General features: G+C 68.5%; 11 protein-coding genes. 1 reads left to right on the top strand and 10 read right to left on the bottom strand.

The genetic code is table 11. From position 1 onward, the window contains the following. Window positions 1-98: 98 nt before the first annotated feature. The 10 genes from GONAM_RS00125 to dop all read right to left on the bottom strand — a co-directional run bounded on the left by GONAM_RS00125 (window position 99) and on the right by dop (window position 11272). A complete protein-coding gene (locus GONAM_RS00125; protein ID WP_006864727.1) occupies window positions 99-2927 on the bottom strand; it encodes a DEAD/DEAH box helicase in 2829 nt (942 codons plus the stop codon). Next, a complete protein-coding gene (tatC, locus tag GONAM_RS00120) occupies window positions 2924-3898 on the bottom strand; it encodes a twin-arginine translocase subunit TatC (protein ID WP_006864726.1) in 975 nt (324 codons plus the stop codon). Before tatC ends, GONAM_RS00125 begins: the two co-directional genes overlap by 4 nt. A gap of 20 nt (window positions 3899-3918) precedes the next feature. Continuing rightward, complete coding sequence (gene tatA, locus GONAM_RS00115) at window positions 3919-4182, bottom strand: Sec-independent protein translocase subunit TatA (protein WP_006864725.1); 264 nt, start codon at window positions 4180-4182, stop codon at window positions 3919-3921. Between the two features lie 74 nt (window positions 4183-4256). After that, a complete protein-coding gene (locus GONAM_RS00110; protein ID WP_006864724.1) occupies window positions 4257-5225 on the bottom strand; it encodes a helix-turn-helix transcriptional regulator in 969 nt (322 codons plus the stop codon). Beyond that, on the bottom strand, window positions 5225-6217 hold the full coding sequence (locus GONAM_RS00105) for a helix-turn-helix transcriptional regulator (RefSeq protein ID WP_006864723.1): 993 nt from the start codon (window positions 6215-6217) through the stop codon (window positions 5225-5227). The genes GONAM_RS00110 and GONAM_RS00105 overlap by 1 nt, the downstream gene beginning before the upstream one ends. Before the next feature lie 45 nt (window positions 6218-6262). Next, window positions 6263-7621, bottom strand: a complete 1359-nt coding sequence (pafA, locus tag GONAM_RS00100) for a Pup--protein ligase (RefSeq protein ID WP_005200010.1) — start codon at window positions 7619-7621, stop codon at window positions 6263-6265. A 72-nt stretch (window positions 7622-7693) separates the two neighbouring features. After that, window positions 7694-8497: a proteasome subunit alpha gene (gene prcA, locus GONAM_RS00095; protein ID WP_006864722.1), complete on the bottom strand. Its 804-nt coding sequence runs from the start codon at window positions 8495-8497 to the stop codon at window positions 7694-7696. Next, window positions 8494-9390 carry a proteasome subunit beta gene (gene prcB / locus GONAM_RS00090; RefSeq protein WP_006864721.1) on the bottom strand — a complete coding sequence of 299 codons (897 nt, stop codon included), beginning with the start codon at window positions 9388-9390 and terminating at the stop codon, window positions 8494-8496. Before prcB ends, prcA begins: the two co-directional genes overlap by 4 nt. Beyond that, window positions 9387-9578, bottom strand: a complete 192-nt coding sequence (locus GONAM_RS00085) for a ubiquitin-like protein Pup (RefSeq protein ID WP_004019064.1) — start codon at window positions 9576-9578, stop codon at window positions 9387-9389. Before GONAM_RS00085 ends, prcB begins: the two co-directional genes overlap by 4 nt. 194 nt (window positions 9579-9772) lie before the next feature. Next, entirely contained in the window at window positions 9773-11272 is a 1500-nt protein-coding gene (dop, locus tag GONAM_RS00080) for a depupylase/deamidase Dop (protein WP_005200013.1), read from the bottom strand. Window positions 11273-11353: 81 nt separating this feature from the next. On the opposite strand from dop, the gene glgP reads away from it, so the two are divergent. Further along, window positions 11354-13900: an alpha-glucan family phosphorylase gene (glgP, locus tag GONAM_RS00075; protein WP_006864720.1), complete on the top strand. Its 2547-nt coding sequence runs from the start codon at window positions 11354-11356 to the stop codon at window positions 13898-13900. The last annotated feature ends 54 nt before the right edge of the window (window positions 13901-13954 follow it).

The raw sequence follows: 13954 nt of genomic DNA, 5'->3' as shown, positions 1-13954 counted from the left end.
CCGACACCGAATGCGGGATGAACGTTACCTCAGGCACACACGACTATCAGGCAACCAAGCGCACGGTGGCCGAAGCGTCGTCTGGTGAACCGACGGGCTCAACCGAGCTCGGCGGCGACCACTCCCCGACGGATCGCCTTGACCGCGGATCGCGCGGTGCCGCCCAGGCGGGTGTCGGTGCCGACGCACAGGCGGACCTGTTCCAGGAGGTCGATGACCTGGCGGTTCCAGCGGACGAAGTCGCCCGGCGAGAGCAGCTGGCCGCGTTCACCCGCGAGGAGCAACGCCTCGCTGAGCGATCGGCCTGACGCCCATGTCGCCACCGCGAGCGAGAAACCGGTGTCCGGCTCGCGGGTGGGACTGACCCGGTGGCGCGACTCGACCGCGGTGACCTTCGACCAGATGTCGACGGTCGCGGCCATCGCCGTGCGCAGCGAGGTGCTCCCGGGGAGCGCGTCGACCCCGCCGTAGCTGTCACGGCGGCTCTCATAGACGAGTGCAGCGACGACGGCGGCCAGGTCGGCCGGCGACAGGTCGTCCCACACGCCCGCGCGGATGCATTCGGTCACCACGAGATCGCTCTCGCTGTAGATGCGAGAGAGCAGCTTCCCCGATTCGGTCACCCGCATGGTGTGGCCGGTCGATTCGGAGGCCTCGCGGACGCGTTCGACGTAGCCGAGCTCGCTGAGGACACCGACGATGTGGTCGAAGGTGACACCGAGCGTCGAGGTCCGCTCACCGATGCTGCGTTCGGCGGTGACAATGTCGCGCAGGAGTCGGTTGCGCTTCTCGGCGAGCCGGAACAGTTCGTCGCCGTTCGGGATCTGGTGTGCGGGATGGGCACGCAGGGTGCGTCGCATCGCGGCCAGTTCGGAATCGTCGGCGGCGTCGGCGCGCTTCTTGGATCGGCCGCGGGGCATCTCGATCCCGGTGGAGCGCAACGCCGATGCGAGATCACGACGGCCGCGGCCGGTCCGGCGGTCGGCGTTCTTCGGCAACCGCATGTTGCCGAGAACTTCGGGCGGATTGACGAAGTCGCGCAGCCCGATTCGTCCGCACCAGGCGTCCTCGGTGACCACCAGCGGTTTGGGATCTGCTGCCTGGGTGGCCGGCTCGACGATGACCGCGAGACCGCGGTGGCGTCCGACCGGCACCCCGATGACGTGGCCGCGTTTGAGCGCGGCGAGGTCGGCGACGATCGCGTCCTCGGTGTTGATCCGCTTGCGATACTTGAGGTCTCGTTCACGGCGCCGGATGTCCTCACGGAGCGTGACGTAACCGAGGAACCCTGCGTACGCCTCCGCGTCGCCCACTGCTGGTTCTCCGGTGGCGTCGACTCCCCCGGGCTCCAGACCCCGCGCTTCGGCGGCGCGGGCCAGCTCGCCGTCGAGTTTGCGCAGCGCCCGCTGCGATTCGTGGAGCTTGCGGGCCAGCCCGACGACCGATCGGTCGGCCTGGAACTGTGCGAACGACCGGTGCAGGAGTTCGCGGGCCCCGTCGAGACCGAGCCGGCCGAGCAGATTGACCGCCATGTTGTACTCCGGCGAGAACGAACTGCGCAGCGGGAACGTGCGGGCACCCGCGAGTCCGGCGACCTCCTCGGGGACGACCTCGGGGGTCCACACCACGACCGCATGGCCCTCGACGTCGATCCCGCGGCGGCCGGCGCGGCCGGTCAGCTGGGTGAACTCGCCGGGGGTGAGGTCGACATGCGACTCGCCGTTGTACTTCACGAGACGCTCGAGGACCACCGACCGGGCGGGCATGTTGATCCCGAGAGCCAGGGTCTCCGTGGCGAACACCATGCGGACGAGACCGCGGACGAAAAGTTCCTCGACGGCGTGGCGGAAGGTCGGGAGCATCCCGGCGTGATGCGACGCCAGGCCGCGGCGGAGACCTTCGCGCCATTCCTGCACACCGAGCACATCGGCGTCGGTGGGTGAAAGCTCGGTGAGGCGCCGGTCGACGACGGCGTCGACCTCGGCGGCTTCCTCGGGCGTCAACAGCGCGATACCCGACCGCAGACACTGCGCCAGGGCGGCGTCGCATCCGGCCCGGGAGAAGATGAACCCGATCGCGGGCAGCAACCCCTCACGGTCGAGGCGGCCGACGAGATTGGGACGCGAGAGCAACGGCCCCCGGCCGTCGCGGCGTCGTGGTTGACCCCCGCCACCTCGGCGGCCTCGGCCCCGGGACGACTCGCGCTCGTCTTCGGCGAGCAGGATGCGGTGACGGATGTGCCGCTTGAGCTCGGGATTGACCCGCGGACGTGACCCCTTGCGGTCGGCGGGATCGCGATCGGCCGGATCGAAGAGGTCGAACATGCGCTGGCCGACCAGCATGTGCTGCGACAGCGGGACCGGCCGGTGCTCGTCGACGATGACGGAGGTGTCGCCGCGGACGGTCTGGATCCAGTCGCCGAACTCCTCGGCGTTGCTGACGGTCGCGGACAGGCTCACCACACGCACGGACGGTTCGAGGTGCAGGATCACCTCCTCCCAGACCGCACCGCGGAAGCGGTCGGCGAGGAAGTGCACCTCGTCCATCACCACATGCGACAGTCCGTCGAGGGCGCGGGACTCGGCGTAGATCATGTTGCGCACGACCTCGGTCGTCATCACGACGATCGGCGCGTCCGGGTTGATGGAGCTGTCGCCGGTGAGCAGGCCGACGGACTCGTGACCGTGGACGGCCGCGAGGTCGGCGTACTTCTGGTTGCTCAGGGCCTTGATCGGGGTCGTGTAGAAGCACTTGGTACCGCCCGCGAGCGCGAGGTGCACCGCGAACTCGCCGACGATCGTCTTGCCCGCACCGGTCGGTGCGCAGACCAGGACGCCGTGACCGGCTTCGAGTGCCTCGCAGGCACGACGCTGGAACGGATCGAGTCCGAAGTCCAGCCGCGAGGTGAATGCGTCGAGTTGACTCACAGGACGTCGTCGAATGTCTCGCGTGCCCGCGTCGAGGTCCGGGTGGCGTTCGGGCTGCCCGCAGCAGAGGTCGCGACCGGCGACGGCGGCGAGACGGGACGGGTCGGCGGCAACGGGCTGGCCTCGTCGTCGGAGAGTCCGGCCCAGCTCGGCGCCCGCTTGCCCCGACGCTTGTCGACGATGCGGGCGAACTGGATGGAGAACTCCAGCAGGACGGTCAGTGCGATCGCCAGAGCCAGCATGGTGAACGGATCCTGGCCCGGGGTGACGATGGCGGCGAAGACGAAGACCGCGAAGATCAGGCCGCGCCGCCACTTCTTGAGGCGGTCGTAGGTCAGCACGCCGACGAGGTTGAGCGCGATGATCAACAGGGGCAGCTCGAAGCTGACACCGAAGATGACCAGCACGTTGATCATGAAGCCGAAGTACTGGTCGCCGGCGAGCGCGGTCACCTGGACCTCGTTGCCGACGGTCAACAGGAAGTCGAAGGCCTTCGCGACGACCAGGTACGCCAGAACGGCACCGGCGACGAAGAGCGTGGTCGCGACCGTGACGAAGGCGATGCCGTAGCGGCGCTCGTTCTGGTGCAGGCCGGGGGTGATGAACTGCCAGGTCTGATAGATCCACACCGGGCACGCCAGTACGACACCGGCGGTGAGCGCGACCTTGAGTCGCAGCATGAACTGGTCGAACGGACCGGTCGCGAGCAGACGGCAGGAGTCGTCGGCGGTCAGCGTGGCACGGCTCGAGGCCGGCAGGTCGCAGTACGGCCCGCGCAGCATGTCACCGAGCGACGGGATTCCCAGGAAGCCGTGGCTGTACCAGATGAACCCGAGAACCGTCGTGGCCACGATCGCCAGCAGCGAGATGACCATTCTGGTGCGCAACTCATAGAGGTGCTCGACCAACGACATCGTGCCGTCGGGATTGAGTTTGCGCTTGCGGTATCGGGGGTCGAAGGGGATGCGCACTCGGATTCTCCGACGCGCCCCTAAGCCGATTTCTTGGCGTCGGCGTTCGACGACGTGCCCGGCTGGGTGTTGTCAGCCGACGGGAGTTCCCGCTGCGGGGCGTCGGGCGATGCCGGTGCGGTGTCGGCCGGCTTGTCGTCCTTCTGCATCTCCTTGACCTCGCTCTTGAAGATGCGCAGCGACTGTCCGAGACCTCGGGCGGCGTCCGGCAGCTTCTTCGAGCCGAACAGGATCAGCAGCACGACGGCGACAATCGCCCAGTGCCACCACGAAGTGAAGCCCATGAGATCACCCTTCAGATCGGATCCAGACCGTGTCCAATGCTACCCGAGTCGTCCGAGGGCGGTGGACCGCCCGGTCAGCGGTAGCGTTCGCGCGCGCTCGCCGCCGACTCGACCACCGCAGTCGCGACCTTCTGGTCGTCGACGACGCGGACCGAGCCGCCGAAGCCCAGCAGGAACCGGGTCAGCCATTCGGGTGAGCCGTAGACCATGCGGGCGCGCACCGGTTCGTCCGGCTCGCGGTCGTCGATCGACGTGGTCGGTTCCACCGGGTAGTAGTCGAGGATCCACAGGTGATCCGGGTCGATCTCGAGTTCGACCGCGGGCAGATCCGGGTTCTCGGGGACCAGCACCGATTGCGACGACGACTCGGCCTCGGCCGGCGGGTTGCTCGGTTCGTCGAGTGCGACGGCGGTGTCGATGCGATCGAAGCGGAACAGACGTACGCCCTCGGCCATGCGACACCACGCCTCGAGGTAGGTGTGCTGGTCCATCACCTGCAGGCGGATGGGGTCGACGACGCGTTCGGTGACGCTGTCCCGGCTCGCCGAGTAGTAGCTCAGTTGGAGCGCACGTCCTCGGCGGACGGCTTCGCGAACGGTGGTGAAGGTCGGGTTCTCCCCCGGCGTCGTGTCGGTCTCGGCGCCGGAGGACAGGCCCGGCACGGCGGTCGCCCCGACCGCCTCCTCGATCTTGGCGATCGCCCGCCGCGCGGCGGTCACGTCGACCACACCGGGCGTCTCCACCAGAGCGCGCAGTGCCACGAGCAGGGTGCTGGCCTCGACGGTCGTGAGCCGCAACGGGCGGTCCATGCCCGCGGTGAAGCCGACGCTGACGAAACCCTCGCTGAACTCGAGTTCGATCAGATCGTCGGGGTAATAACCCGGGAGCCCGCAGACGAACAGCAGCTCGAGATCCTTGGTGAGCTGCGACTGGGTCACGCCGAGCTCGCGCGCGGCCTGCTCGATCGAGATGCCGCGGCGGGCCTGGAAGTACGGGACCATCGCCAGCAGTCGATTGAGACGCGACGGTTGTGCACCGGCCATCAGGCACTCACCCCTGCCAGCCGGTCGAGGCCGGCGATCACGAGCTCGCGCAGCTCCGGCGGATCGAGGACGACGGCGTCCCGACCCACGCCCAACACCATGCGCGCCACCGCGGACAGCGAGTGGATGTCGAGGGTCAACACGTCGCCCGCCTCACCGTCGAGGTCACCCGGTTCGGAGGCGGTCGCGGCCCGGCGGAGTCCGGCGGCCCGGCCCGCGGCCACCCAGATGCGCGCGGTGCGACCGTCGGTGCCCGCCGCGGAATCGACCGCCGCGGACACGATCTGCTGGAGGTCGGTGCCGGCGGGCACGTCGACGGCGTCGGCGGGTCCGACCGGTGTCACCAACGAGATGCGCGACAGACGGAAGGTACGCGTGGCGGCTCGGTCCAGGTCGTGTCCGACGACGTACCAGCGGCCACGATGGGACACCACTCCCCAAGGCTCGACCCGGCGGACGGCCGGGGTCGCGGTCGCCGACGACCGATGGGTGAACTCGACTGCGCGCTTGACCTGGATCGCGCCGAGGAGTCCGGCGATGACCTGCTCGGACCCCATCGACCGCGTCGAACCGCCCGCGGTGATGCCGAGGTCGTCCTCGGAGCGGACGTCGAGGCCCGCGGCGCGGAGTTTGAGGATCGCGGTCTGCGACAGCGTGGAGACCTCCGGGGTGTCCCAGAGCGCGGCAGCCATGGCGATCGCGGCGGCCTCGTCGGAGTCCAGGGAGATGTCCGGCAGCTCGTAGGTGTCGCGGTCGATGCGGTATCCCTCGGCGCCCGCCGCCATCGGCGATCGCCCGGTGACCAGCGGGATGCCGAGGTCGCGCAGTTCGTTCTTGTCGCGCTCGAACATCCGGTTGAACGCCTCGTCGGACTTGTCGCCGTCCTGATAACCGGCGACGTTGCGTCGGATGTAATCGGCGGTGACGTACTGCTTCGTCCACAGCAGACAGATCACCAGATTGAGCAGTCGCTCGACTTTGGGAGTGGCCACTGCGTCAGGTTAGATCCTCGCCGATCGGGCGGTGCGGAGGCTCGCTCACATGGATGCGATCAGCCGGTCGACCCGCTCGTCGACGCTGCGGAACGGGTCCTTGCACAGCACGGTGCGCTGGGCCTGGTCGTTCAGCTTGAGGTGGACCCAGTCGACGGTGAAGTCGCGTCCGGCCTTCTGTGCCGCCGAGATGAAGTCACCCCGGAGCTTGGCGCGGGTGGTTTGCGGCGGCTCGTTGACGGCGGTCTTGATGGCCTCGTCGGTGGTCGCGCGGGCCACGAGACCCTTGCGCATCAGGACGTCGAACACACCGCGTCCGCGCTTGATGTCGTGGAAGGCGAGGTCGAGCTGCGCGATCTTCGGATCCGACAGCTCCATCGAGTATTTGTCCTGGTAGCGCTGGAACAGCTTGCGCTTGATGACCCAGTCGATCTCGGTGTCGACCTTCGCGAAGTCGTCCGCCTCGACCGCATCGAGCATGCGGCCCCACAGATCGACGACCATGTCCATCTCGGGATCGGGACGCCGGTTGGTGAGGTGCTCGACCGCACGTGCGTGGTACTCGCGCTGGATGTCGAGAGCACTGGCCTGCCGGCCGCCGGCGAGACGCACGGGGCGCCGACCGGTGGGATCGTGGCTGACCTCACGGATGGCGCGGATCGGGTTGTCCAGGGCGAAGTCCCGGAACGCCACACCGGCCTCGATCATCTCGAGCACCAGCGCCGCCGAACCGACCTTCAGCAGGGTGGTCATCTCGGACATGTTCGAGTCGCCGACGATGACGTGCAGACGCCGGTACTTCTCGGCGTCGGCGTGCGGCTCGTCGCGGGTGTTGATGATCGGACGCGAACGGGTCGTGGCCGAGGAGACGCCCTCCCAGATGTGCTCGGCACGCTGCGACAGGCAGAAGGTGGCCGCCTTCGGGGTCTGCAGCACCTTGCCCGCGCCGCAGATCAGCTGCCGGGTCACCAGGAACGGCAGGAGGACATCGGAGATCCGGGAGAACTCCCCCGCGCGGACGACGAGGTAGTTCTCGTGGCAGCCGTAGGAGTTGCCCGCGGAGTCGGTGTTGTTCTTGAACAGGTAGATATCGCCGCCGATACCCTCGTCGGCGAGACGCTGCTCCGCGTCTACGAGCAGGTCCTCGAGGACGAGTTCACCGGCGCGGTCGTGGTTGATCAGCTGGATGAGGCTGTCGCACTCGGCCGTCGCGTACTCGGGATGCGACCCGACGTCGAGGTAGAGGCGTGCGCCGTTCTGCAGGAAGACGTTCGAAGAGCGGCCCCACGACACGACGCGGCGGAACAGATACCGCGCCACCTCGTCAGGGCTGAGGCGCCGATGGCCGTGGAAGGTGCACGTGACACCGAATTCGGTCTCGATGCCCATGATTCGTCGCTGCACTTGACCAACCCTACTCGCGGAACCCGCGGTCGACCGGGAAGAAGAGCCCGGTCGACCGCGCGTCGTCGCGTTCTAATTCGATCCGTCGGAAGTGTCCCCGCCGGAGGTGGTGTCGTCCGCCCCGGTCTCCGTCGTCGCGGCGTCGGCGGCTGGGGTCTCGGCGGTCGGCAGGAGCTCCTCGACCGCGGCAGAGGTCAGGCGCTTGAACGCCCGTCGCGGCCGGTTGCGGTCGAGAATCGCGACCTCGAGGTCGCCGGCGGACAGCTCCCGCGGCGACGCCGGGGCGCCGTTGCCGGAGTCGGCCGGGGTGGCGAGCGCCTTGACCGCGACCCCGATCGCCTCGGCGAGCGCCATGTCGGGCGCGTAGCTCTCCTTGAGAGCCGCCGCGATGGGTTCGGTCGCGCCGCCCATCACCAGGAACCGGGTCTCGTCGGTGATCGAGCCGTCGTAGGAGATCCGGTACAGCTGAGACGGTTTCGGCTTGCCCGCACGGGCGACCTCGGCCACGCACAGCTCCACCTCGAACGGCTTGGCCTGCTCGGTGAAGACGCTGCCCAGGGCGTTGGCGTAGGTGTTGGCGAGCGACAGACCGGACACGTCGGCGCGGTCGTAGCTGTAACCACGCATGTCGGCGAGCTGGATGCCGGCCTTGCGCAGACTCTCGAACTCGTTGTACTTGCCCACCGCGGCGAAACCGATGCGGTCGTAGATCTCGCTGGTCTTGCGGAGGGTGTTCGACGGGTTCTCCGCGACGAACAGCACGCCGTCGGCGTAGGTCAGGATGACCACCGAACGACCACGTGCGATGCCTTTGCGTGCGAGCTCCGAGCGATCTCGCATGATCTGCTCGGCACTGGCGTAATACGGGAAGGTCATCGGGCACCTCCCTCGTGCTCGGCGGTACGGCGTTCGACGACGGCCCGCGCCGCATCTTCGATCTCCGTCGCGTCCACCTCCCGAGCACCTTGTGCGTCGACGACCGCGGCCATCGGGAAGATCTTGCGGACCAGGTCGGGTCCGCCGGTGGCGGAGTCGTCGTCGGCGGCGTCGTACAGGGACTCCACCGCGATGGCGAGCGCCTCACCGGCGGTCAGATCGGAGCGGTAGAGCTTTTTCAGCGACGACTTCGCGAACACCGAACCGGAACCGATGGCCGTGTACCCGCCGAACTCCTCGTGACGGTCACCCGCGACGTCGAAGCTGAAGATCCGGCCGCGCTCGGTCGGGTCGTCGTGATCGATGTCGTAGCCGACGAGCAACGGGATCGCGGCGAGACCCTGGAGGGCCGCGCCGAGGTTGCCCCGGACCATGCTCGCGAGTCGGCTGACCTTGCCGTCGAGAGTGAGTGGGATGCCTTCGATCTTCTCGTAGTGCTCGAGTTCGACGGCGAAGAGCCGCACCATCTCGATCGCGATACCCGCGGTGCCGGCAATGCCGGCCGCCGAGTACTCGTCGGTGATGTAGACCTTCTTGACGTCCCGCGTCGCGATCAGGTTGCCCATGGTGGCGCGACGATCCCCGGCAAGGATCACGCCACCCGGGTACGACACGGCGACGATCGTCGTGCCGTGCGGGATGTCTCCGGCGCCGTCGGCGCCACCCGCGAAGGACCCCACGCGATCAACCTGAGCCTGCGGAAGCTGCTCGGGCGCGTGCATCCGCAGGAATTCGGTGAACGACGAGATGTCCGCGCCGAAAGAGGATCTGGGGCCGAGAGCGGAACCCGTACGAGATTGTGAAAAGGGCAGTGATCCGAACCTGTCGCTCACTGGCCGCCCTTCTGCACGTAAGCACGCACGAAGTCCTCGGCGTTCTCCTCGAGCACGTCATCGATCTCGTCGAGCAGGTCGTCGGTGTCCTCGGCCAGCTTCTCGCGACGTTCCTGTCCGGCACCGGAATCGGGGCCAACGCCCTCATCGTCGCCGCCGCCACCACGCTTGGTCTGTTCCTGCGCCATCTGCTGCCTCCTTGAAACCGATCGCCCCTTGGCGGGCTACCCGCGACCGACCACCATCGGGTCTCGCGACCCCTGGGATCTCACCGGCTTCCGCCGGGCGCTGATCCCTGGTGAATCGGCCTCGGAATCGTGTGTTCCCACACTACCTGTGGCGGCGACAACTGGGGCGGAACGAAGCACATGCCCCGCGCGTGTCAGGTCGTCAGCTGGTCGACCAGTTCGGCGGCGGAGTTGACCGAATCGAGGAGCTTGCCCACGTGGGCCTGCGTCCCGCGCAGCGGCTCGAGCGTCGGGATACGGACGAGGGAGTCCCCGCCGAGGTCGAAGATGACCGAATCCCAGCTGGCTGCGGCGACATCGGCACCGAAACGGCGCAGGCATTCGCCGCGGAAGTAGGCGCGGGTGTTGCGCGGCGGCTCGTGGATCGCGGCGAGCACGTCGTTCTCGTCGACCAGACGCTTCATCGAGCCGCGCGCGACGAGGCGGTTGTAGAGCCCCTTGTCGAGCCGGACGTCGGAGTACTGCAGGTCGATGAGCTGCAGGCGCGGCGCCGACCAGGCCAGGCCCTCGCGCTGGCGGAAGCCCTCGAGGATGCGCAGCTTGGCCGGCCAGTCGAGGATGTCCGAGCATTCCATGGGGTCGCGCTCGAGCCGGTCGAGAACGTCCGCCCAGGTCTCGAGGACGTGTTTGGCCCGCGCGTCGTCGGAGTGCTCCTGCTCGTGGAACTTCATGCAGCGTTCGAGGTACTCGCGCTGCAGGGCCAGCCCGGTGAGCTCGCGGCCGTCGGTGAGTGCGACGGTCGCGGTCAGGGTCGGGTCGTGGCTGATGGTGTGCACCGCCTGGACCGGGCGGGCGAGTTCGATGTCGGAGAAGTCGACGCCCGCCTCGATGAGGTCGAGGACCAGTGCGGTGGTCCCGACCTTGAGATACGTCGCGGTCTCGGCGAGGTTGGCGTCGCCGATGATGACGTGCAGGCGGCGGTAGCGCTCCGGGTCGGCGTGCGGCTCGTCGCGGGTGTTGATGATGCCGCGCTTGAGGGTGGTCTCGAGGCCGACCTCGACCTCGATGTAGTCCGAGCGCTGCGAGAGCTGGAAACCGGCCTCGTCGCCCGACTGGCCGATGCCCACGCGACCCGAGCCGGTGATGACCTGACGCGAGGCGAAGAACGTGGTCAGACCGGCGATGACCGCGGTGAACGGGGTCTCGCGGGCCATCAGGTAGTTCTCGTGGGTGCCGTAGGACGCACCCTTGCCGTCGATGTTGTTCTTGTAGAGCTGCAGCTTGGGCGCACCCGGAACGCTCGCCACGTGGCGTGCGGCGGCCTCCATGACACGTTCGCCCGCCTTGTCCCAGATGACCGCGTCCATGGGGTCGGTGACCTCGGGTGCGGAGTACTCGGGATGGGCGTGGTCGACGTAGAGGCGGGCGCCGTTGGTGAGGATCATGTTCGCCGCGCCGATCTCATCGGCGTCGATGATCGGGGCCGGTCCGGAACCGCGTCCGAGGTCGAACCCGCGAGCGTCGCGGAGCGGGGACTCCACCTCGTAATCCCAGCGCGTGCGCTTGGCGCGGGGTACGCCGGCTGCCGCCGCGTAGGCGAGAACGGCCTGGGTGGAGGTCATGATCGGATTCGCGGTCGGGTCGCCGGGAGCGGAGATTCCGTACTCGACCTCGGTACCGATGATTCGCTGCATGCTTCGAGGGTAGAGGGTGATGCGGAGTGGCTCGCATCGTCCCGTTCGCAGGGCGGGCCCGGCACCAGTACCGTCGTCGCCGTGAAAGCTTTCCGCCGGTTCACCGTTCGGGTGCCGCTGCCTGCCGAACTAGCCGCCCTCGGTCCCCTGTCGCACAACCTGCGCTGGGTGTGGAACCCGCCGACCCAGGAGTTGTTCGCGACGATCGACGCCGAGCGGTGGGAGGCGACGGGTGATCCGCTGCGGGTGCTCGCCGACGTAGATCCGGCCCGGCTGTCCGAGCTGGCGGGCGACGAGGAGTTCCGGGCGCGGGTGTCGGCAGCGGAGGCGAGTCTCGAGGAGTATCTCGACGCGCCGCAATGGTTCGGCGGATACGCGGAGAACCATCCCGTGCCGCCCGGGATCGCGTACTTCTCCATGGAGTTCGGCGTCTCCGAGGTGCTGCCGATCTACTCCGGCGGACTCGGCATCCTCGCCGGTGACCATCTGAAGGCCGCATCGGATCTCGGGCTCCCCCTCATCGGCGTCGGCCTGTTCTACCGGTCCGGCTACTTCCGCCAGGGCCTCGACCACGACGGCTGGCAGGTGGAGCGCTACCCGGTCAACGACCCGCGCGATCTGCCGCTCACCCTTCTCACCGACGGCGATGCACCCGTCGTCGTCGAGATCTCGATGCCCGGCGGTCGCACCCTGTCCGCGCAGGTGTGGGTCGCGAGCGTCGGCCGAATCCCGTTGCTGCTCCTCGACTCCGACATCGCGGCCAACACCGACGACCAGCTGCGCGGCGTCACCGACCGCCTCTACGGCGGCGATCAGGAGCACCGCATCCTGCAGGAGATCCTTCTCGGCGTCGGCGGTGTTCGTGCGCTTCGGGCCTACGTGCGGGTCACCGGCCGCGACGAGCCGACGGTGTTCCACATGAACGAGGGTCACGCCGGATTCCTGGGCACCGAACGCATCCGGGAGTACGTGGCCGCCGGACTCGACTTCGACACCGCCGAGGCAGTGGTGCGGGCGTCGAACATCTTCACCACGCACACCCCGGTGCCCGCCGGGATCGACCGCTTCCCCACCGAACTGGTGAACCGGTACCTCGACGCCGACGACTCCGGGACCTCGCGTCTGCTGCCCGGCCTGCCCGCGTCGACCGTCGCCGAACTCGGCGACGAGGCCGACCCGGGTGTGTTCAACATGGCGCACATGGGTTTTCGTCTCGGCCAGCGCAGCAACGGCGTCTCCCAGCTGCACGGTGAGGTGAGCCGGGAGATGTTCGCCGACCTGTGGCCCGGCTTCGACGCCGCGGATGTGCCGATCGGTGCGATCACCAACGGCGTGCACGGTCCCACCTGGGTGTCGAAGGTGTGGCGCGACTTCGCCGCGAGCGACGAGGATTCCGCCCCTGAGGTCTACGCCGGGCTGCCTGCCGAGACCATCTGGTCGACCCACGAGTCGCTGCGGGCCGAGCTCGTCGCCGAGGTCCGGCGTCGGGCTCATGCGAGCGGACGCGAACGCGGCTTCACCGACGCCGAACTCGGCTGGACCGCCGACCTCTTCGACCCCGGGGTGCTGACGATCGGCTTCGCACGTCGCGCAGCCACGTACAAGCGGCTCACGCTCATGCTGCGCGACCCGGACCGCATGCGCCGCATACTCACCGACCCCGACCGCCCGGTGCAGCTCGTCATCGCGGGCAAGGCGCACCCGGCCGACAACGGCGGCAAGGCACTGATCCAGCAGGTGGTGCGCTTCGCCGAGGACCCGCAACTGCGCGACCGCATCGTGTTCCTGCCCGACTACGACATCTCGATGGCCCGCCACATCTACGCCGGCTGCGACGTATGGCTGAACAACCCGGTGCGGCCGATGGAGGCGTGCGGGACGTCGGGGATGAAGTCGGCGCTCAACGGCGGCCTCAACCTGTCCATCCTGGACGGCTGGTGGGACGAGATGGCCGGCGACGACAACGGCTGGGCGATCCCGTCGGCCGAGGGCATCGAGGACGAGAACCGACGCGACGACCTCGAAGCCGAGGCGCTCTACGCACTCCTCGAGGACACCGTGATCCCGCTGTTCTACGAGCGCGACGAGAACGGCCTGCCGACACGGTGGGTGGAGATGATGCGCCACACGCTCACCCGACTCGGCCCCCGGGTGCTCGCGTCACGCATGGTCCGGGACTACACCACCGAGCTGTACTGCCCGGCCGCGGAGGCCTACGTCGCCGCGTGTGCCGACGATTACGCCGGCGCGCGCGATCTCGCGGTGTACCGGCGCGAGATCGAGACCGGCTGGGGTTCGATCGTCGTCGCGGGGGTGGACGAGGAAAGCGAGGACGACGGCCTTCGGGTCTCGGCGCACGTGGCGGTCGGCGAGCTAGACCCCGACAGTCTCCGCGTCCAACTCGTGCTGGGCCGCGTGACCGACGACGGCGACCTCGTCGACCCGGCGATCATCGACATGAGTCCGGCGGTTGATCGAGACGCGTCGGGCCGGGTCGTCTTCTCGGTGCTGGCCACCCCGCCGGCGTCGGGTCATCTCGGTTACACGGTGCGGGTGCTCCCCCGCCACGAACAGCTCTCGCATGACGCCGAACTCGGGCTCGTGCGGTATCCGGTCTCGGCTGGTTAGCGCGCTCGCACCCGAGTGGCGAACCTCAACCCGACTGACAGACTTCGATCGAAG

It is taken from the genome of Gordonia namibiensis NBRC 108229 (assembly GCF_000298235.1).
Taxonomy (GTDB): Bacteria; Actinomycetota; Actinomycetes; order Mycobacteriales; family Mycobacteriaceae; genus Gordonia; species Gordonia namibiensis.
Note: the sequence above shows the minus strand (reverse complement) of the source record. Positions and strands in the feature narration are given on the sequence as shown.

Coding starts and splice junctions, on each gene's coding strand:
- tatA (WP_006864725.1), bottom strand. CDS start 4,182: ATGGGCTTCACTTCGTGGTGGCACTGGGCGATTGTCGCCGTCGTGCTG.
- GONAM_RS00085 (WP_004019064.1), bottom strand. CDS start 9,578: ATGGCGCAGGAACAGACCAAGCGTGGTGGCGGCGGCGACGATGAGGGC.
- GONAM_RS00110 (WP_006864724.1), bottom strand. CDS start 5,225: ATGGCCGGTGCACAACCGTCGCGTCTCAATCGACTGCTGGCGATGGTC.
- dop (WP_005200013.1), bottom strand. CDS start 11,272: ATGCAGCGAATCATCGGTACCGAGGTCGAGTACGGAATCTCCGCTCCC.
- prcA (WP_006864722.1), bottom strand. CDS start 8,497: ATGACCTTCCCGTATTACGCCAGTGCCGAGCAGATCATGCGAGATCGC.